12 protein-coding genes are annotated in these 20,356 nt (G+C 56.0%); 6 read left to right on the plus strand and 6 right to left on the minus strand.

The genetic code is table 11. The features are described from left to right. Nucleotides 1–4: 4 nt before the first annotated feature. The 4 genes from ISN74_RS05950 to ISN74_RS05965 form a co-directional block, all read right to left on the minus strand. On the minus strand, nucleotides 5–1,351 hold the full coding sequence (locus ISN74_RS05950; protein WP_188798314.1) for a carbohydrate porin: 1,347 nt from the start codon (nucleotides 1,349–1,351) through the stop codon (nucleotides 5–7). A 273-nt stretch (nucleotides 1,352–1,624) separates the two neighbouring features. Next, complete coding sequence (gene typA / locus ISN74_RS05955) at nucleotides 1,625–3,454, minus strand: translational GTPase TypA (RefSeq protein ID WP_188798316.1); 1,830 nt, start codon at nucleotides 3,452–3,454, stop codon at nucleotides 1,625–1,627. A gap of 107 nt (nucleotides 3,455–3,561) precedes the next feature. After that, nucleotides 3,562–3,987 carry a hypothetical protein gene (locus tag ISN74_RS05960; RefSeq protein ID WP_188798318.1) on the minus strand — a complete coding sequence of 142 codons (426 nt, stop codon included), beginning with the start codon at nucleotides 3,985–3,987 and terminating at the stop codon, nucleotides 3,562–3,564. 333 nt (nucleotides 3,988–4,320) lie between these two features. Beyond that, nucleotides 4,321–5,718: a GntP family permease gene (locus ISN74_RS05965; protein WP_188798320.1), complete on the minus strand. Its 1,398-nt coding sequence runs from the start codon at nucleotides 5,716–5,718 to the stop codon at nucleotides 4,321–4,323. Between the two features lie 335 nt (nucleotides 5,719–6,053). Between ISN74_RS05965 and ISN74_RS05970 the strand changes: the two genes are divergently transcribed. The 3 genes from ISN74_RS05970 to ISN74_RS05980 all read left to right on the plus strand — a co-directional run bounded on the left by ISN74_RS05970 (nucleotide 6,054) and on the right by ISN74_RS05980 (nucleotide 12,786). Then, complete coding sequence (locus ISN74_RS05970; protein WP_188798322.1) at nucleotides 6,054–8,312, plus strand: TonB-dependent receptor; 2,259 nt, start codon at nucleotides 6,054–6,056, stop codon at nucleotides 8,310–8,312. 45 nt (nucleotides 8,313–8,357) lie between these two features. Further along, nucleotides 8,358–9,386, plus strand: coding sequence for an extracellular catalytic domain type 2 short-chain-length polyhydroxyalkanoate depolymerase (locus ISN74_RS05975; protein WP_188798324.1), 1,029 nt, complete (start codon nucleotides 8,358–8,360; stop codon nucleotides 9,384–9,386). A 91-nt stretch (nucleotides 9,387–9,477) separates the two neighbouring features. Then, a complete protein-coding gene (locus ISN74_RS05980; RefSeq protein ID WP_188798326.1) occupies nucleotides 9,478–12,786 on the plus strand; it encodes a hybrid sensor histidine kinase/response regulator in 3,309 nt (1,102 codons plus the stop codon). 1,601 nt (nucleotides 12,787–14,387) lie between these two features. Here ISN74_RS05980 and ISN74_RS05985 read toward each other — a convergent pair. Together ISN74_RS05985 and ISN74_RS05990 are read right to left on the minus strand one after the other, a co-directional pair. Next, nucleotides 14,388–15,626 carry an ABC transporter permease gene (locus tag ISN74_RS05985; protein ID WP_188798330.1) on the minus strand — a complete coding sequence of 413 codons (1,239 nt, stop codon included), beginning with the start codon at nucleotides 15,624–15,626 and terminating at the stop codon, nucleotides 14,388–14,390. A gap of 15 nt (nucleotides 15,627–15,641) precedes the next feature. Continuing rightward, the gene (locus tag ISN74_RS05990; RefSeq protein ID WP_188799536.1) at nucleotides 15,642–16,952 is read right to left on the minus strand and encodes an ABC transporter permease; all 1,311 of its coding nucleotides are present in this window, start codon (nucleotides 16,950–16,952) and stop codon (nucleotides 15,642–15,644) included. A gap of 555 nt (nucleotides 16,953–17,507) precedes the next feature. Between ISN74_RS05990 and ISN74_RS05995 the strand changes: the two genes are divergently transcribed. From ISN74_RS05995 to ISN74_RS06005, 3 genes are all read left to right on the plus strand, one after another. Further along, the gene (locus tag ISN74_RS05995) at nucleotides 17,508–17,813 is read left to right on the plus strand and encodes a hypothetical protein (protein WP_188798332.1); all 306 of its coding nucleotides are present in this window, start codon (nucleotides 17,508–17,510) and stop codon (nucleotides 17,811–17,813) included. 317 nt (nucleotides 17,814–18,130) lie between these two features. Continuing rightward, nucleotides 18,131–19,423: a hypothetical protein gene (locus ISN74_RS06000; protein ID WP_188798334.1), complete on the plus strand. Its 1,293-nt coding sequence runs from the start codon at nucleotides 18,131–18,133 to the stop codon at nucleotides 19,421–19,423. Continuing rightward, the gene (locus ISN74_RS06005) at nucleotides 19,389–20,282 is read left to right on the plus strand and encodes a hypothetical protein (protein WP_188798335.1); all 894 of its coding nucleotides are present in this window, start codon (nucleotides 19,389–19,391) and stop codon (nucleotides 20,280–20,282) included. The genes ISN74_RS06000 and ISN74_RS06005 overlap by 35 nt, the downstream gene beginning before the upstream one ends. The last annotated feature ends 74 nt before the right edge of the window (nucleotides 20,283–20,356 follow it).

Genomic DNA, 20,356 nt, shown 5'->3' on the forward strand with positions numbered 1-20,356 from the left:
TCGATCAGAACTCGACATGCGCACGCAACCCCGCAAAGCGCGCGGGGCCGCGATCGCGGTTGTAGCCAGGATTGCGGATGAACTGCAGATCCGGGCTGATGGTGAGGTGATGGATCACTGCGATGTTGTAGTACACCTCGGCAATCTGCTCCGGTCCGTAGCGCAACGTGCCGTCGCCGAGCAGGAAGCCATCGCCACCCATCTGCAGATAGTCGGCATGGATGCGTGAAAGGCCGTCGATCGCGATACCTACGCCCAGGCGATCGTCCGGACGGTCCCAGTGCACGCCGGACAGTTGAAAACCGCCGCTCAGCAAGCGGTCGACTTCGGTAAAGATGAAGGATTCGGTGTGGCCGTCGTTCCAGCCGGTACGCATGAAAAAGCCGGTATCACCATTATCGGCCACCGGCAGTTCGCCATTGATGCCAAAACCGAACTTGTGCCGGCCGGGTGCGTCGTCGGCGTGGATATCCGGTGCCTGGCCGGTAGCTTCAGCGATATCGATGGCTTGCTGGTAAATGCCCATGTTGCCCTTGTTGTCAAAACCAAGGAAACGCAGCGCCCAGCCATCGGGATTTGGTTGCAGCGTCAATTCGATCTGCTGGCCATTCGATTCGCTTAGCGAGGAGATCAGACGCTGGCCATTGGCTTCATAGGGCATGCGATAGATGCCGTAGCGCAAACTCCAGCCGTTCATGATCCAGCCCAGCATCACGCCATAGGTATAACCGCGCGTGTCCGCGGCGAAGTCCCACGTAGTGTTGTTCCACAGCGACCAGTTCATGAACTGCGTGCGTGTGGAATTGGCGTAGCGATTCTTGTCGAAATCGTCGTTGACCGCCATCAGGCCAACCTTGACTTCGATATGTTTGGTGGCTTCGTTGCCTGGCAGTTGATCCTGACCGCGTTCGACGGCCTGGGTTTCGTCGCCCAGTGGCACGGTCCAGCGCAGATAGCTGCGCGCGATGTACGGTCCCTTGCCGAGATTGGCGACGCCGGAGCGGATGATGTCGCCGTTGGTCAGGCCGGCCAGGCCGGTGGCATTGCTGACACCTTCGCCCTTGAACATTTCCACATCGAGATAGAACTGCAAATGCGCTGGCAGCTGTACGCCGAAATACCCGCCGAAGGTATGCGAGCGCGCCGTCGATCCATTCGGACTCAGGCTCAACGGGCCACTGTAAGGCGAATGCACACGCGACTGATTCTGATCTACAAACGTGTATTGCGCGCCCAGCCATTGCGGTACGAACAGCGGCGCATCGTCGGCGTGCGATGCCAGCGGCAACGCGGCAAGTAGCAGGCACGATAAAATCTTACGACGGTTTAGACGTTTAAACGGACTGATCATGAGTGGAAAGAGCGGACGTCCCCATCGCAAATGCGTTCGTGATGCTGAGGGGTAGGCGAATAGCTGTCAACGCTTGCGCTGTTGTTCCCTCTCCCCTCTGGGGAGAGGGCTAGGGTGAGGGGTCAATCTTGCGAAGTTGTTGCATGGGAGCTGTTTCACAAACAAGCGCTATGGCAAGACTCGCCCCTCATCCCGGCCTTCTCCCCATAGGGGAGAAGGAGAAAAGCGAAAGGCCACCTTGCGGTGGCCTTTCGTTCCGTCACATGAAAGTGATCACGCGCTGCGCGACGCCTTCTTGCGATCGTTCTCCGTCAGATGCTTCTTGCGCAGACGGATTTCCTTCGGTGTGACTTCAACCAACTCATCGTCGTCGATGAAGTCCAGAGCCTGCTCCAGCGAGAACTTGGTGGCAGGGGTGAGCTGGATCGCATCGTCCTTGCCCGAGGCACGCATGTTGGTCAGCGGCTTGGGCTTGATGGCGTTGACGGTAAGGTCGTTGTCCTTCGCGTGGATGCCCACCAGCTGGCCTTCATAGACCGAGTCGCCTTCGGCGGCGAACAGCTTGCCGCGTTCCTGCAGCGGCCCCAGCGAGTAAGCGGGCGTGGTGCCGGCGGCGTTGGCGATCATCACACCGTTGAGGCGCTTGGCGATCTGGCCTTCTTCCTTCGGGCCGTAATGGTCGAAGACGTGGAACAGCAGGCCCGAACCCTGGGTGAGGGTCTTGAACTGGTTTTGGAAACCGATCAGGCCACGTGCCGGGATCATGTACTCCAGGCGCACGCGACCCTTGCCGTCCGGTTCCATGTTCTTCAGCTGGCCCTTGCGGATGCCGAGGCGCTCCATCACCGGACCTTGGTGAATTTCTTCGACGTCGACCACCAGCTGTTCGATCGGCTCCATCTTCTGGCCATCGATATCCTTGATGATCACTTCCGGACGCGACACGGCCAATTCATAGCCTTCGCGACGCATGTTCTCGATCAGCACCGACAAATGCAGTTCGCCGCGGCCCGACACCAGGAACTTGTCGGCGTCGGAACCTTGCTCGACGCGCAGCGCCACGTTGTGCACCTGCTCGCGGTCCAGGCGATCCTTCAGCTGGCGGCTGGTGAGGAACTTGCCGCCCGAGAGATCCTTGTTACCGGCGAACGGCGAGTTGTTCACCTGGAAGGTCATGCTGATCGTCGGCTCGTCGACCGTGAGCGCCGGCAGCGCTTCCGGGGTGTCCAGCGCGCAGACGGTGTCGGAGATGGTCAGCTCCTGGATGCCGGAGATGGCGACGATGTCGCCCGCTTCGGCCGAATCCTGCTCGATGCGCTCCAGGCCAAGGAAGCCGAGTACCTGCAGCACCTTACCCTGGCGCTTTTTGCCATGGCGGTCGATCACCGACACCGGCATGTTCTTCTTCAGCGTGCCACGCTGGATGCGGCCGATACCGATCACGCCCACAAAGTTGTTGTAGTCCAGCTGGCTGATGCGCATCTGGAACGGACCGTTGGGGTCGACCTCCGGCTTCGGCGCGTGATCCATGATGGCCTGGTACAGCGGGGTCATGTCGCCTTCACGGGCATTTTCGTCGAGCGAGGCGTAACCGTTCAGCGCCGAGGCGTAGACGATCGGGAAATCCATCTGTTCCGGCGTGGCGCCGAGGCGATCGAACAGATCCCACACCTGTTCCACCACCCATTCCGGACGGGAGCCAGGACGGTCGATCTTGTTGATCACCACGATCGGCTTGAAGCCCATCGCGAAGGCCTTCTGCGTCACGAAGCGGGTCTGCGGCATCGGGCCGTCCATCGCATCGACGAGAATCAGCACGGTATCGACCATCGACAACACACGCTCCACCTCACCACCGAAGTCGGCGTGGCCTGGGGTATCGACGATGTTGATGCGGTTGCCCTGCCAGGTGATGGCGGTGTTCTTGGCCAGGATGGTGATGCCGCGTTCCTTTTCCTGGTCATTGCTGTCCATCACGCGTTCGGCCAGCACGGTGCGCTCGGACAGGGTGCCCGACTGCTTCAGGAGCTGGTCGACGAGGGTGGTTTTGCCATGGTCGACGTGGGCGACGATGGCGATATTGCGCAGGTTTTCGATGGACATGGGTAGGGGGCTTGGGCCAGCCGTGAGGCCGCCGCGCAGGTTTCGGTAAGGGTTAACCTTTGGATTATACGGGGTTATGTGACAGCTTGCTTGAAGTTTGGGGTGGTTCAGAGGTTGAGGCCGTTATTGCTGCATTTTGTGGATTGAACATTGCCTGCGGCGCTTTCGAGCGCCGTAGGCACCCGAGTCACTTTTCTTTGCGTGCCCAAAGAAAAGTAACCAAAAGAAAAGGGCACCCCGAGGGAGCGCTTGGCTGGCGCCAGGTGCATGAAGGGTGGCAGGGGCTTTTCGACAGGGCTCCTGCCCTGGCGAAAAGGCATGGGCATCCATGCCCATGCCCCTGACGGGGCCTGATCCTCCCACCCTTCATCGCTCCCCAGGGGACCCACCAAAAGCAGCGCTAGCGCACACGCCTCGCCAGCGCGAAGCGCAGGAAAAGCTTGCACGCTGTAACGCCCCACGAAGAAGATCTGCGCGGAGAACCACACGCCTTTACCGGTGCTCTGCACCGGCACCGAGTGCGCGTAGCGCATTGCTTTTCCGGGTCCCCTGGGGAGCGGTGAAGGGGCGGTGGATCAGCCCGAAGGGAAGCCGGCAGGACGCCGGCTTGTTTTTCGTCAGCACATGGACGTGCTGTCGAAAAACCCCATCGCCCCTTCACGTACTTGGCAGGCACTGCCAAGCGCTCCCTCGGGGTGCCCTTCTCTTTGGTTACTTTCTCTTGGGCACGCAAGAGAAAGTGACTCGGTCCTTCAGGACCGAAAGCGCCGCAGGCAATGCGTCAATTCACGACATGTACCAATTTTGCGATGGGGGATTGCACAGCGCTAACCCAGCCTACGAGATCACCTGGCGACACACAGACCTCAAACCAACCCAGTCAAATAAAACACCCCGATCACCACAAACACCGCCACCGTCTTAATCACCGTCACCGCAAAAATATCCCGATAAGACTGCCGGTGCGTCAGCCCCGTCACCGCCAGCAACGTAATCACCGCCCCGTTATGCGGCAACGTATCCATCCCCCCGGAAGCCATCGCCGCAACACGATGCAATACCTCCATCGGAATGCCAGCCGCCTTGGCGTTATGGATGAACGTATCCGCCATCGCTCCCAGGGCAATGCTCATGCCGCCTGATGCGGAGCCTGTAATGCCCGCTAATGACGTCACCGAGACTGCTTCGTTGATCAAGGGATTGGGCACGGCGTGCAAGGCATCGGCAACGGTGCGAAAACCGGGCAGGGCGGCGATCACCGCGCCGAAGCCGTATTCGGATGCCGTGTTCATCGACGCTAGCAAGGCTCCGGAGACGGCTGCTTTGCTGCCTTCCGCGAAATGCCGGGACACCGGCCGCCACGCGAATATCAGTACACAAACAATACCCAGCAGCAATGCACCTTCCACCGCCCAGATGGCAGCGATCTTGGAGACCTCCTGTACCACCGGAGGCTGATTGCCGACCACGGCGGGAATGAAAGACTGCGTGCTGCCGTAGAGATGTGGAATCCAGTGAGTGAACAACAGATTGGTCAAGCCGACGAGCACCAGCGGAAGCACGGCGATGAGGGGATGTGCCAGCTTGCCGCCCTCGAACGGCGCGGGCTCGTTGACGAGGCTGTCGCCGTAACCCTCTCCGTTGGCGAGGGCTTTGCGTCGGCGCGATTCCAGGTAAAGCAAGCCGACGATCAGAATGAATAGCGCACCGAGCGTGCCCAGCCAGGGCGCGGCCCACGCGGTGGTGCCGAAAAACGATGTAGGAATGATGTTCTGGATTTGCGGTGTGCCGGGCAGCGAATCCATCGTGAACGTGAATGCGCCAAGTGCAATGGTGCCGGGTATCAGTCGTTTGGGAATATTCGATTCGCGGAACAGTTCCACTGCGAAGGGATATACCGCGAACACCACCACAAACAGCGATACACCACCATAAGTCAGCAGCGCACAGACCAGCACGATGGACAGCATCGCGCGGCTGCGCCCGACCAGGCCAATGGTGGAGGCGACGATCGCCTTGGAAAAACCTGAGAGCTCGATCAGCTTGCCGAATACCGCGCCAAGCATGAACACCGGAAAGTACAGCTTGAGGAAGCCGACCATCTTGTCCATGAACAGGCCAGTGAACATCGGGGCGACGAGCATCGGGTCGGTAAGCAGCACGGCGGCGAGTGCGGCGATGGGCGCGAATAGAATCACGCTGTAGCCGCGGTACGCCGCCAGCATCAAAAAGCACAATGCTGCCAGCACGATCAGAAAGGCCATTGCCTCAATCCTTTTAAGTAACTGTGCGACACAGAGAGACAGCGCGCGCTTCCTGTCTTGAACAGAGCTCAGATATCGACATATTCGTGTAGACGTTTCGTCACCCTCACCGTCATTCCGGCGCAGGCCGGAATGACGGTGAGGCAGGGCCGATCATCGTCGGAATGTGCAGATACTCGCGCCTTCAAGAAAAGGTCACGCGACGCGTCATGAGTATCCTTGCAGCCCCGTGCATCACGGCACTGTACGAAAGTACAAGTGTCGGCTTGTAGTGCGATGCCTATCCTGCACAGCATGGGCATCCGTGGGTGGGTGCACGCACTGTGAGGGGAAACATGAAGCGTAGCCATTTAAGTCTGGCGATAGGCTTGGCCGTGGGGTTGGCCGGTGCCGTACCGCTGTATGCGCAGCAAACCAGCGGCAGCAATTCGGCAGGAACCACCGGCGATGCACCCCAGACCACCCAGGGCACAGCCAGCCCGACGCAAGCCAAGAAACTCGATCAGGTCACTGTGACGGCGCGTAAGCGCGAAGAGACCCTTCAGGACGTACCGATTGCAGTCAGCGCCTTCACCAATCAGTCGCTGTACAACCAGAACGTGCAGAACCTTGCCGATCTGCAGGGCAAGGTGCCGGATCTGCAGATCTATGCCGCGCGCGGCTCCAACACCACCCTGACTGCGTATATCCGCGGCATGGGACAGGCTGACCCGACCTGGGGTTTCGACCCGGCTGTTGGCATCTATCTGGATGATGTGTACTTGGCGCGCCCGCAAGGCACGCTGCTTGATGTGTTCGATGTCGATCGCATCGAGGTGTTGCGTGGACCGCAAGGCTCGCTGTACGGCAAGAACACCATTGGTGGTGCCATTAAATATGTCTCCAAACCGTTGCCGACCAAGACAGAAGGTTCGGTGGATGTCACCACGGGCACGCACGGCGAGAAGGACGTCAAGGCTGCACTTGGCGGCGCATCAGCGGATGGCGTGTGGCGTGGGCGTATCGCGGTAGCCAGCGAGCATAACAACGGCTTTGGCACCGATCTGCTCAACGGCAGTCGCAATGGCAACAAGAACACCAATGCAGCGCGCGGTACGCTGGGATTCTTTCCGACCAGTAACTTCAATGCGCAGTTGGAAATTGACGGCATGCACGACAATTCCAACCCGCGCGGCGCGAAGATGCTGGTCGCCAACAGCTTCTATCCACAATACCAGCCACTATCCAGCGACTACGACACGCGCAGCGACATGCCCCAGCTCAACTGGACGCGCATGAAGGGCGCAGCGCTGACTCTGAACTGGATCGTCAGCCAGGACTGGACACTGAAATCGGTCAGTGCCTATCGCAGCTCTAACACGGACAGCAATATCGACTTCGATACCTTGCCCGTCGCGGTGGCCGACGTCGGTGCGGTTTACAAGGATCATCAATTCACCGAGGAAATCCAGGCCAACTACGATGCAGGCGGTGTGGTGCACGGCGTAATGGGGGTGTACTACTTCAATGGCTCGGCCTCAGGTGAAATCCAGAATGTGTTCCTGGGCTCGCCACCGTACAGTCTGCTGGGCCTGTCCGAGTACGGCACCACCGGTGGCAGCATGGGTACGCGCAGCTATGCCGGATACGGTGATTTCACCTGGGACATCAGCCCCGACTGGAGCCTGGATGTCGGCGCGCGCTACACCGATGAGACCAAGACCGCAGTCATCCAGAATTACGAATATTCCAATGCCACGTTTACCGTGCCGATTGGTGTGCTGGCGGATTTCACCGGATCGCACGCTTCGCACAATGTATCGCCCAAGGCATCCCTGGATTACAGTCTTAGCGATGATATAAAGCTGTATGCGAGCTATAGCGAAGGCTTCCACTCCGGCGGCTACAACATTCGCGCCAACTGTGCGGTCATTCCTTCCTCATGCAAGCCCATCGAGGACGAGAACGTGAAGTCGTACGAGCTCGGCAGCAAGATGAGCTTTTTCGACAACAGCCTGATGTTAAATACGGCGCTGTTCCACAACATCTACTCGAACATCCAACTGTCGGTATTTACCTCCTACACCGAGCCGAATGGCAGCCAGGGATTTTTCGGTGACTTCACCAATGCGGGCAAGGGCCATATCGATGGGCTGGAAGAAGAATTCGCCTGGTATCCCTCGCAGAACTGGACCTTCAGCGGCAACTTCGCCTACTTGCACGCCAAGTACACGGAGTTCTACAGCGAAGGCGTCAATATCGCCAATACGCAGTATTTCACCAATGCGCCAAAATGGGCGGGTGGCTTGACCTTGCAGCGTACCTTCCCATTGGCGGCTTACGGTGACTTGAGCGCGCGCCTGAATTATCAGTATCAGACGTCGGTGTGGCCGGAAACGACGTTGTCACCGTTGATCAAGCAGGGATCGTATGGATTGATCAATGCTGGCCTGATCTGGCAGATCGATCAACCGTGGTCGATCAGTCTCCAAGGTACCAACCTGGGTAACAAGTCGTATCGCACGACTGGGTACAACATTGCGGCGCTGGGCATCGTTACCGGCTTCTATGGGCCGCCGCGGATGGTGACGCTGTCGGCCAAGTACACGTTCTGATTCGTGAGATTTATGCTCTTATGCCCGTTGAAAAGGAATGCGACCATGCGTTGGATAAATACGTTATGCATGGGCTTACTGCTGATAAGTGCCGCGTCGAGCGCGGACGATGCCGTGCAACCGTTGCCTCATCTAAAACTCGACCCTGCACGTGTCGCTGTTGCCGGTCTCTCATCGGGTGCCTACATGGCGACCCAGATGCAGATCGCCTACCCCGACATCTTCCCCAACGCTGCACTTGTGGCGGGCGGTCCTTACGGCTGCGCGGAAAACAAATTGCAGGTGGCGTTGAGTACTTGCATGAAGGGTGAGCCCGCTCCCGATGCGGCGGCACTGCTGAATGTGGCAAAGCAGCGTGCATCGTCGGGGGAGAACGGATCATTGAAGGATCTGGCGCATGGCCGCGTCTATCTGCTGCATGGCAGTGCCGATACGGTAGTAGCCCCGGTGGTTGCCGAAGCTGCCGCGCATTTCTATCAAGCGTTGCGCAGCGAGCCGGGCTTATCGGACTTGCAAGTCACCGACGATGGTCAGCGTGCCTTTGGCCACAACCTGCCGTTGGCGGCGCATGGCGACGATTGCGGCAAGTCCGTTTCACCTTACCTGGGACATTGCGGTTTCGACGCGGCAGGGGCGATCTTCGCCCAACTGTTTGGGCCACCAGCCCATGCCGCGGCAGCGGACGCGCAGGGCGAATTACGGCGTTTCGATCAGGACGCTTTGCGTCAGGGCGGCAAGGACGCGTTGCTTGCCTCGACCGGTTACCTCTACGTGCCACCCGATTGCGCAGCTGGCAAGCGGTGCGGACTGATGGTGGCCTTCCACGGCTGCAAGCAGAACGCGGACGCGGTGGGACAGGCGTTTGTGAAGGACGCCGGATTCAATCGCTGGGCGGACGTCTACGACGTCGCCATCCTGTATCCTCAGACGCGAGCGAGCTTCGCGCCTTTGAATCCGCAGGCATGTTGGGATTGGTGGGGATATTCGGGCAGCAACTACGACACGCGGCAAGGCGTGCAGCCGGCGTGGGTGGTTGGTGCGGTGAAAGCATTGGGCTTACCCATACGCCATTGACCTGTCCTGAAACCACCAGGCCGTCATCCCAGCGAACGCTGGGATCCGGTGCCCTATGGTGGCTCGCACGTGACATGTGGCGGATCACACCGTGCTAAGCACCGGCCTCATCGCAACCGCCGCACTTATCTGGCTCGGCTTGCTCTTCGGCGTAGCACTGACTGGCGAACGCCACCCACACCTGTTCGAAAAGCGCTGGGCCATCATCTACGCGCTGTCGCTGGCGATCCACTGCACGTCGTGGACGTTCTACGGTACGGTCACGCAGGCCAGCCGTTCCGGATGGTGGCTGCCACCGACGTTTGTCGGGGCGATCCTGATGTACGTATTCGCGGTGTCTGTATTGCGCCGCTTGGTGCAACTTGCACGGGAATACAACGCAGGCTCGATTGCCGACTTGATCGTGGTGCGTTTGGGTCGGCATGCAGGACTGGCCGCACTGGTAACGGCGGTGGTGCTGGTGGGCATCGTGCCGTATATCGCCTTGCAGCTGAAAGCGGTAGCGATGAGCTACACCTTGCTACGCCGTGGCGAACTGGCGGAATCTGCGCCCTGGCACGATAGCGCTTTGTACGTGGCCTTGTTGATGGCTCTGTTCGCCATGCTGTTCGGCACACGCCGTGCTTCAGCGATGGCGCACAACCGTGGCCTGGTGCTGGCGATGGCGTTCGAGTCGTTGTTCAAGCTGGGCGCGATGCTCGCACTGGGCACACTGCTGTTTACGCCATTGCCGGTCGGCGCTGCGATTGGTTCACCGCCGCCACATGACAGCAGTGGCTTTCCCGCATTGATTCTGCTCGGCGCCCTGGCGATGTTTACCTTGCCGCACCAGTTTCATGCAGGCGTAGTGGAATGCCGGGACAGCTCGCATGTGCGTACGGCGCGTTGGCTGTTTCCGTTGTACATGCTGCTCATCGCGCTGCCGATCCTGCCGCTGGCGAAGATGGGCGACGCGTGGCTGGCGCCCAGTGGCGTACCTTCGGATCTTTATGTGTTGGCGTTGCCCTTGGCACGCAATCAGCACGGACTCGCGCTGGTAGCGTTCCTCGGCGGCTTGAGTGCGGCGACCAGCATGGTGGTGGTGGCGACGCTCGCGTTAAGCCTGATGGTGGTCAATCACTTCATTGCACCCTTGCGCGTGCGTGCCGGCTGGGGGCGCGACGAGCGCGGTGATCTGCGTGGCGAAGTGTTGAACCAGCGCCGCGCAGCGATTCTGGCGGTGATTCTGTTGGCCTGGGCGTACAGCCGCTTGCTGGCGCGTAACGATGCGCTGGCCGACATCGGTGCGATTTCGTTCTCAGCGCTGGCTGGACTTGCGCCTGCGCTGTTGGCGGCTGTGTATCGGCCGCAACTGGGGCCGCGTGCTGTGGTGTGGGGTTTAGCGGTTGGCAGCGTGGTCTGGCTCTACGTGTTGTTGCCCGCAGGTGTGTCGCCGTTGCCGTCGTGGTTGCAACACGGGCCGTTTGGCTGGCGCTGGCTGACGCCCGATGGCTTTATGGGGCTGGACGACTGGAGCCGCCTCGGGCGCGCGGTGATCATGAGCCTGGTCGTGAATGTGCTGACTATGTTGGCCGTAGCGAATACGCGTTACGGTCGCCGACGTTGGACGGCGGGCGTCGGCAACGTGAGCGTGGCGGAACTGCGTGCCTTGGCGGAACGCTTTCTACCGCAGGAGCGTGTCGAGCGTCTTTTCGCCGGAGCCGATGCGCAACGTCCCGCTGGCAACGCGCGCACTGCCGAAGTGGAGCACGAATTGGCCGCGGTGATCGGCGCGGCCTCCGCACGCTTGCTGTTGGAAGTGGTGCATCGGCAAGGGCGTGCGGAGTTCGATACTGTGGCTGCCATTGTCGGCGAGGCTGCGCAGGATCTGCACTTCAGCCAACGCGTGCTCGAAGCGGCTCTGGAAAACATGAGCCAAGGCATTTGCGTCGTCGATAGCGAATTGCGGCTGGTGGCGTGGAACCGCCGTTACGCCACGCTGTTCGGTTACCCCGCGGAGCTGTTGCAGGTCGGCAGACCGGTGGCGGATCTGATTCGACGCAATATCGCCGCGGGCATCATTGGTCCGGGTGAGGTCGAAGCACGCGTACGCCGGCGGCTTGCACACATGCGTGCTGGCAGCGAGTTGTGGTCCGAACGGCGCTTTCCGGACGGCACCGTGGTGGAGATCCGTGGCCATCCCATGCCGGGCGGCGGTTTTGTGGCGACGTTTACCGACGTGACAGCCTTCCGCGAAACCGAAAACGAACTGACCCTGGCCAATGAAACGCTCGAAGTTCGCGTGGCCGAGCGCACGCGAGAACTGGCAGAGGCGAGCGCGCAAGCGCATCGCGCCAACCAGGCAAAGAGCCACTTCCTGGCCGCGGTCAGCCATGACTTGATGCAGCCGTTGCATGCGGCGCAGCTGTTTGCGTACGCGCTGGCCGAGCGTGGCTATGACGCGGCTCATGTGCGCCATCTCAACGATTCACTGGCCGCGACGGAAGGATTGCTTGCAGGCTTGCTGGATATTGCACGCCTGGAAGGCGGCCGCTTGCATCCGCAGCCGCGCGATTTTCCGCTGGCGGAAGTGTTCGAGCCGTTGGCCGCGGAGTTTCGCGCATTGGCCAGCGATATGGGTGTCCGGCTCAGCGTGGTCGACAGCCGTGCCTGGGTGCATTCCGATCCATTGTTGTTGCGTCGCGTGCTGCAGAACTTTCTGTCCAATGCCTTGCGCTACAGCGAGCGTGGACGCGTGTTGCTGGGTGTGCGGCGTCTTGCAACGGGATTACGTCTGGAAGTGTGGGATTCCGGTCCCGGCATTCCGGAAGACGAACGCGATCTGATCTTCGAGGAGTTTCGACGAGGCAGTGCGGCAGGCGGGCAGGGGCTTGGTCTGGGGTTATCGATTGCCCAGCGTGTTGCAGCTCTACTGGAACATCCGCTTGGTTTGCGTTCATGGATCGGACGCGGAAGCGTTTTTTACATCGACATACCGCGTGCCACGTCGGCCTATCACACGGCGGCTCCGACCGCGGCCGATGTGCGCCCCATCCCGTCGGGACGTGCGCTGATTCTGGATAACGAGCCCGCAGCGCTTGCTGCACTGGGTGCCTTGCTCGATAGCTGGGGATGGGAGGTGCATGCCGCTTCTCACGCCGATCATGCATTAGCGGCGCCATGGCGTCCGGATCTATGCGTGCTTGATTACCATCTCGATCGCGGACAGACAGGGCTGGAAGTACTCGATGCATTGCGCCATGAACATCCCGACATTCAAGCGGTTGTGCTGACCGCCGATCGTGATGGCGAATTACGTCAGCGTCTGTTCGATGCAGGAGCCGTAGTGTTGTACAAGCCGCTCAAGCCATTGGCGATGCGGCAGGTGATGCAGCGGGTGATGGCAACGCGCATGTTGTGACGAGTTAATATCCACTATCGCGATTTCAATTAAAGAAGATGTGACGTCGAGTGGAAAGCATTTATCATCCTGCAATATATACGTAAGTTTTGCGACAGCATTAATATGCAATATATATTGACAATGGCCTGCTCGTCGGAATAGCGTTTACAGGCGATGTACCTTCGGTCGTAATGATTTTGTGATGGCACCAAATCGGCCGTCGATCTTTAAGCGGCAAATGCACCAGGAATGTGCGATGCGGCCTCATGGAAACAGTAGGTTTGCTGCAAGTTTTCTGCGGGTCAAAGTGGATAATAAGCGGACGCATGATCGCATGCGGAATATTCCGCGTTATGATTTCACTCATTCGATGATTTGCTACGCTCGGCAGCGACAGTGCGTTACCAAAAAAATGCCGGCTTCCTTGGCACCGAAGTGATGTTTGGCAAATGAAGCTGTTGTTGATGTCTAAGGTAAAGGACATCATGCATGCTGACGTGGACATGCGTCGAAGTTGGTCTGTGTGGCACCTTATATCTGAAGTCATGGATGTGCTCAAAGGCGTGGCCTTCTTTTGCGCCAGTGGGCGGTAATTCGTTTGCCTGAAGGTTCACCGCTGTTTATTAACGATGATGTGCGCGTGCGCTCGAAGGTTGCTTTGCAGGGGAGGATATCTATGGACAGGGCAGAGTAATAGTTGTCGTTTCGGAGAGTTTGTCTCTCCTGTTGCTTATAAGACGCCAACGCATTGGGCTGTCCAAATTCGAATGGCTGGAATTACCCTTAGGGAAGCATACGATGGCACGTACTGCGAGAGGGAAAACGGATTTGACCTGGGCACGTGAGCAAGTGGCCAGCGCGAGGACCGCCGATGAATTACGACAAGCTCAGGCTAGCCTGCTGTCGCTTGAGCTTGGGCTAAGTTTGGAGCAGACCGCAATGGCGATCGGCCGCTCGGTGAGTCTTACCTACAAGTTGCGAAATCAGTGCCCACAGAGAAGTGCGGGCAGGGCACCATTGCGAAAGCGAAAAGCTGAATTACGCAATCGTGCAATTATATCTTTGGAGCGAGAGGCTCGACTCCTTGATGAGGTGCTGGGCAACGCCGCCTGCGACGGGGTCATCGTTATTTCGAGGGTTAAGGCTACCTACGAAAAGGCACTTGGGCGACCAATCGCGTTATCGACATTCTACCGAGCGCTCGCGCGACACGGCTGGCGAAAACTGGCCCCCGATCCCAATCACGAGTCATCAATCACCACGCCGCAACGGGACGCATCTAAAAGAAGTCGCAAATCCTTCTGGCAGAAGCGCTGAGTACACTATTCGCTGAATGCCTGCTCCACGGAGTGCAATAAGAACTTCATAGGGACTTACGAGTTAATTTGGACGACAAATGGCGCGGTGCCCACTGCCACTATGAGCATTGCTCTTTCGGTCTGTGTGGTCTGGCTAAACGTGGTGTCTACTTATGGAGTCGCACTGAGTCGGCATTGATGACTCGTTGTGACAGGTCAAGTAGCGCGCCTCGCCGTACGAGTTGCATCATGTCGACAGATCGGTCGGGATATAGGTATCTCAGGCAATCTTGTTGTTCAAAAGCCATTTTGAAGTTGCATCTAGTCCATTAGACGTGTTGCTGCAATAGGCGGCACGGCGGCGGCGCGAAGTGCGGGGCCCAACACCGCCAGTTGACCCAAAAGCCACAAAATAACCGCTCCAAGCGGAAGGTAGTAAAGAGGTAGCCGCGATAGCTCGTAATGCCGCATTAAAAGAGTGTTCAACGCATAGGCAAGCAACATGCCGGGAATGACTCCAAATGTCACCACCAGGAAATTTTCAGTCTGAAAATAGCAAAGTATGTCTCCCCGTGTTGCCCCGATGGCCCGACGGATGCCTATGTGCCGTTTGCGCTGCTGTACCCAGAAATTTGCTAAACCGGCAATGCCAAGTGCGGTGACAAAAAGTAAAGCAAAGCCGCAGGTGAGTAACAGGCTGATCATGGTCATATCATGCTGGAAATATTGGCTGCGCATCTGAGCAAATGTACGGATACCGGTAGACGGAATAATACGATTGGGATTGATCCTCATCAGCGCACCAACTGCTGCTTTGAGCACGCGTTCGCGATCTTGCGCTTGGCTGCGAAGGAGATAAGTTACTCCATCATTCCCTGGCCACTGCGGCCATAGCATGGCGAACTGATCGACCTTGGGTTCGCGCAATCGCGGTCGAAGCAGCGTGTCGACGATGCCGACGACGCGTATCGGGTTGCCGGCTCCTGTATATACGATGCGCCCCAACGCGTTTTGTCTCGGATACAAGCGCTCGGCGAGGCTGCGACTCATGATCAGTGTGGGAGCGTTGCCGTCGGTGAAGTATTCTTCGGATGAAAAATCACGGCCGGCGATAAGCTGCAAGCCAAGTGCTTTAATTTCATCGGGAGAGCCGTCATATTCTGAGGGCTGTACACAGCCCGGAATGTGCTCGAACGATCTGGCTGCCATTACACGGGCTAAATCCTCCTTACTTGAACAAATGCCATAGGTCGATTCATCACCGCCTAACGGCAGCGAATCAACCGCAGCCGCGGCAATTACACCTGGAATGGTTCGAAGTGCCGTCAGGTCAGCAACTTGTTGTGCATGATTGTTCTGGTCTGAGCCAATGTCTCTACTATCAATCAGCGACAATTCGTCCTCGGCCACGCCGCTGATCCGCGTGATTCTATCGACGGAATTGACCATGATGAATCCAATATTGCACTCAATGGCGCAGGTCAGTGCAACTTGCAATATCAACAGAGCAACAGTGACTTTATGGTGTTGCAAGCTGGATAGTATCGGACGCAGTTGCATGGCTTATATCCTTGCTTATTGTATTTTTAATTGGAGCGCCGGCTGAATGTTGCAGGCTCGCCATGCAGGTAAAAGACCCGCAAGCATGCTGGCGAGCACTGCCAGGCCCAACGTATACAGCAACATGCTTGTGTCCATTTGCGCCAGCTTCGCATAGTCATCGGGACGATGGCGTACTCCCCACAAGCCGATTTGAGCGATGCCTAAACCCAGCATGCCGCCGGCCAGGCCGATCACTGCGGATTCAATACCCAGCTGTAGAAAGATGTCGCGCCGCTTTGCTCCTAGGGCGCGCCGGATGCTCATTTCGCCGCTACGACGAAGGAACTTGGCAAGCAGTAGAGCAATGATGTTCGTAATGCATACTATGAGAAAGCCAAATGCAAGCAATAATTGTAGGCGAACTTCACTGGGTACGAGGTGCATGTGTGCCAGCCATTCCATCATGGAATAGAGCTTTGCATTGCTGGGTGGTCGCGTGAAACGACCAAGTGCCCTCTGCTGTGCAGAATAGTCGTTTAGAAACTCTTTATATGCGGTAGTCTGCTTGTCGCCGTTCAATTGCACCCAGAACTGCAGCCAGCTGGTGTTTGCGTCGGTCTTGGTGTGAGATGCATCACTCCCCCAGTTGGCAAAGTTGCCATTGATTGTAAGATTGAGGTCAACAGCCGTGGTCAGGGGTAGAAAGAAGAGATCGGTATCGCCATAGATTTTCGCGTCACTATCTACGTAGAACATCGGTCTTGGATTCCAATGAGCAGTCACGCCAACTACTCGAAAATCATGCCCTGCCAAGTTCACTGTTTGACCTATGCTCGGCTCCGTTCCAAATAGCATCCGATTGAGCGTTTCACTAAGTATCACCACTCGCGATCGCGCGTCGTCATCTGCTGGCGACCAAGCCTGCCCTTGCAAGAGTGTCAAACCAAACATCGAAAAAAGATCTGAAGTGCAATAGCGACCACTGACATAAAATGGGCCTATGCTCGATTGATCCGGGCGCACCAGCAATTCGCCGCCGGCCATGGCGGCCTGCTTTTCTGCACGCTTGGCGTGAAGAAGAGCCATTGCGTCTGGCCAGGTGAGGTTGTTGCTCGGATCGGGACCGTCCGTGCTTTGTTTGAAATCGATCGGTAGTGGATCGATGTGTGGCCGGTACAACTGTGCACTCCGTCCAGGCAATGGATCACCTGACATCACGTGTACTACCGTCAGCATGGTCATGCTGGCGCCGACTCCAAGGCCGATCGCCAGCACCATCAGTACGGTGAGCACCTTGCTATGTCTGAGACTACGTAGCGCTAGATCAAAATAGTAATTAAGCACACTCATCTCCTCCCCGTACTAAAAATCCCTTTCAAAGCAGACTTGATGGCAAATGTTGTCAAGAACCGAGTTGACTAAATCAGATGCAAGCTTCGTCTCCTTGCTTGCATGACTTCAAACAACCAGCCGCATCAACAACATGCGCCTTCGACGTCGCCAGGTGAAATGTTCTGCGGTCGTGAAGTCTGCTCACAGAGTGGCGTCGATACTATGTCATAGCGCTTGAAAATAAAATTATCAAAGGTAATGGTCTATTTATAATTTCTATTGCAAATTTTTATAGAAGTTAAGGTTATGTCGATGAATGGTGTTGTGAATATTCATCTGTAATTTCTATTGATAATCGAAAGTGTGTTCAATGCTTTGGAATAAAATGTATGTCATTCAATAAATTAAGCTTGCGAACATTGAAGAAAATAAGTAGAAAATGCGATGTACACCGCCTAGAGGCTGGTGCACGGTCGAGGGCCGATGTACAAGTGCCGTATCTAATGCGGCTCATAACTGCGTAGTAGATACGGAAATCAACAGTGATGAGATGCGAGGAAATTTCACATGAAGAATAGTGCCAAGAATGCCGGTTTATCCGGCGTTGCAGCCCTTACTCTCGTTCTGGTTGGCGCTGCATCATCGGCAAACGCCAGTGCGGCGCCTACTAATAATTTGCAATTTAATGATCTTCAAGCGTCAACTTCTCTCAGTGCCGCCATGAACTCGATAAATAAGTCGGCATCGAAAATATCGCCAAACACCTGTGATGAAGATCACAATTGGCTGGGGGGAGATCATCGGCATGGCTGTGAGCCGCCTGCACTGGCTTCCGCAGGAAAGATTGCCAAATCTGATCAATTTGATGTTTAAAGGGGTCAGATGTAGGACGTTATGCGAGACTCAGAATCACGCTTTACTTGCATAGCGCCTACGAAATATTCCGCTGTCCTTCGTGGCTTCTGAGTAAGGGCAGCGGATTTTGGTTTGGACACATCGGACTATCGTCCGAACCAATGGGCAATGTGCCTCTTTGACCATACAAGGCTGAAGCGCAAGAGCCTTGCCTTACGTTGTGGACGCACATTCGCCATCGGAAGGTTACCGAGCAAAACTTGATGCTGTTGCCACTTTATGGCCGGCAAACCAACTTTCATCAAGCAATTCAATAATTCTGATGAGGTGTAAAAATGTCAACGGCTCAAGCAATGGATATTGATGAATCATCGATTCTCGATATATCCGATCCAAGTTGTTTGCTGCCCGTGATCGATTGTGAGGATACAGCAGTCGCGATCATGGACAGGATTGCTTGGGAAAGATTGGTGAAGATGCGCGACAAATTTGCTGAAGCTTTGTCTTATGCCGAAGATCATTCCTTGGTTAGTTCAATAAAAAATATCTATCAGAAGTTGCCTCCGCCATTTCAAGCAAGATTATTGATGAGTATGGAATTTGGGGAGTGGACGTCTCGGTTCGACTACTGGCGGGATACCAAAAAGACGAGCGAATACGATACAGAAAGTGATAAGGCGAGTTATTTTTTGAGTGCCCTGTTTGAAATTGTCACGCGGGAACTCTCGTTATACCGTCTAGAGGTTCTGGGGGAAGTTGACGACCATTTACTATTTTGCCGGGCCGGAAGCCTATGGAGCGCGCTTGGTGATATCAATGCGAAACGAAATTCGAGCGGCAGCTGGGAAATTTTGAAGACGAGTTGCATTGGAGGGGGCATTAGTGTCGATTTCGACAGTCCATTTGCCCAGTTCTTCGAGGCTCGAAGCGGAGTTCTCAGCCAGAAAATGATGGCGCACAGCGATGATGAAAAGCAGCTAGTGGTCGAGAAGCTGGAAAGGGCTTTGACTATGATCGACAAGGTTGAGCCGATTTATGGGGTTTTTATTAGAAATTTCGTGCGTCGCGTAATAGTTAGGAAATCGGTGCAGAGTCTGGATCCATTGAACCCCATCCCCTCTGAATACGCTTCCGAACATGTGCCGAGACAACCTGGTGGTATTCGCCTATTGAATTTCCATTTGCCTGAAGTTGGGCTATCCACATGCATGGAGACTTTGCTCCATGAGGCTACCCATAACTTCCTCGCTGCATGGGAATGTATTTTTGAATCATTCACGTCGAAAAATCAGGATTATCGACCGATATCATTTTGGTCGGGCAGGGCTATTCCAAATTCGTCATTCATGCACGCGATATTCGTATATTTCGGATGTCACCGTCTATTTACTTTGCACCGGGAAAGTCTGGTTGCCGATGGTTTTCATTCGGGTGATCCTGAATTCGATAACGTTGAGCGAAGGCTGAAAACTTTTGCGGCTGGTTTTTTGCTTGATCAAAATTTGGGAGACCAATTTCTTCAGTCTGGAAAGTCGATATCTAAGCAATTAATAGATGTCGTCACGGGCATGCAGCTTTGCATGAAAGAATTTTATGGTCTTCAAACAGCTGACGCTCGAGGGTATTGATATGAAAAATGATGTGATTGTCGTTTATTCGAACAATGACGACGTGATGACGCGTGCTTTCGACGAAATGCGCGATGATCGTCGCGGGTGCAATCTAACGTTTATCCACATAGATGAGCTGGCGGATTGTATTAAGCTGTCTCCGTGGCCTAAGGTCCTCGAAGCGCAATGGGGAGATCTGCCCGATCTATTCAACGGTGCTTTTGTTTTTAATCGTGTATTTTCGCTGGATGGGACTGAGATACGTCATACTCTTAACGATTGGAGGTGTGATGAGCGCTGGTTTCATGTGCGGCTTAATCAACTCTTGGCAAAAGCTGGCACGCTGGCACACGACACCGGCGTGCAAGGAGCTTCGAGAACGCTATTGCCACTCAATACGCAATGGTTCTATGTGGGAAACGCGCAAAGCACCTTCAAGGTTCCGGATTTTTCGTATGGATTTGCCCGTGAGCAACCCGATCTTTCTCGTTTGACGAGTCCTTTTCAGAAATCTATTTGGTCAATTAGTGATTGGAAGGTGGAGCGCAATCTCTCGCCTGCCGAAGAGAATTGGCACCGTTTTTATGTTGAAAGGCCTAGGGGAACTCCTGTGGTGGGCTACTACCTCGAGGATGAAGTCAATATTATTTTCCCTTCGAAAGAGATTCATGTGGATATCGCTTCGTTGAAGCTGTTGACGCAGACTGTTCGAGACAAGTTTCATAGTCTCTTAGGTGAGATTTTGTTTTACGTCGAGGATGATGGGTCATATCGCTATTATGCGTTCTCCCCTTTTTTGGCGTCGGCGGCTAATGATCCGTTGTTTGCGAAAAAATTCTGCTCTTGGATTCAAAAAAGGTTTGAGGCTAATGGTTAGTTGATGAATTCGTCGAAACGGCAATCAGGGATGCCTTCTCTTATGTCAAATGACCGTCTGCCATGGTTTTTATA

Source organism: Dyella caseinilytica (assembly GCF_016865235.1).
GTDB classification, from domain to species: domain Bacteria; phylum Pseudomonadota; class Gammaproteobacteria; order Xanthomonadales; family Rhodanobacteraceae; genus Dyella_B; species Dyella_B caseinilytica.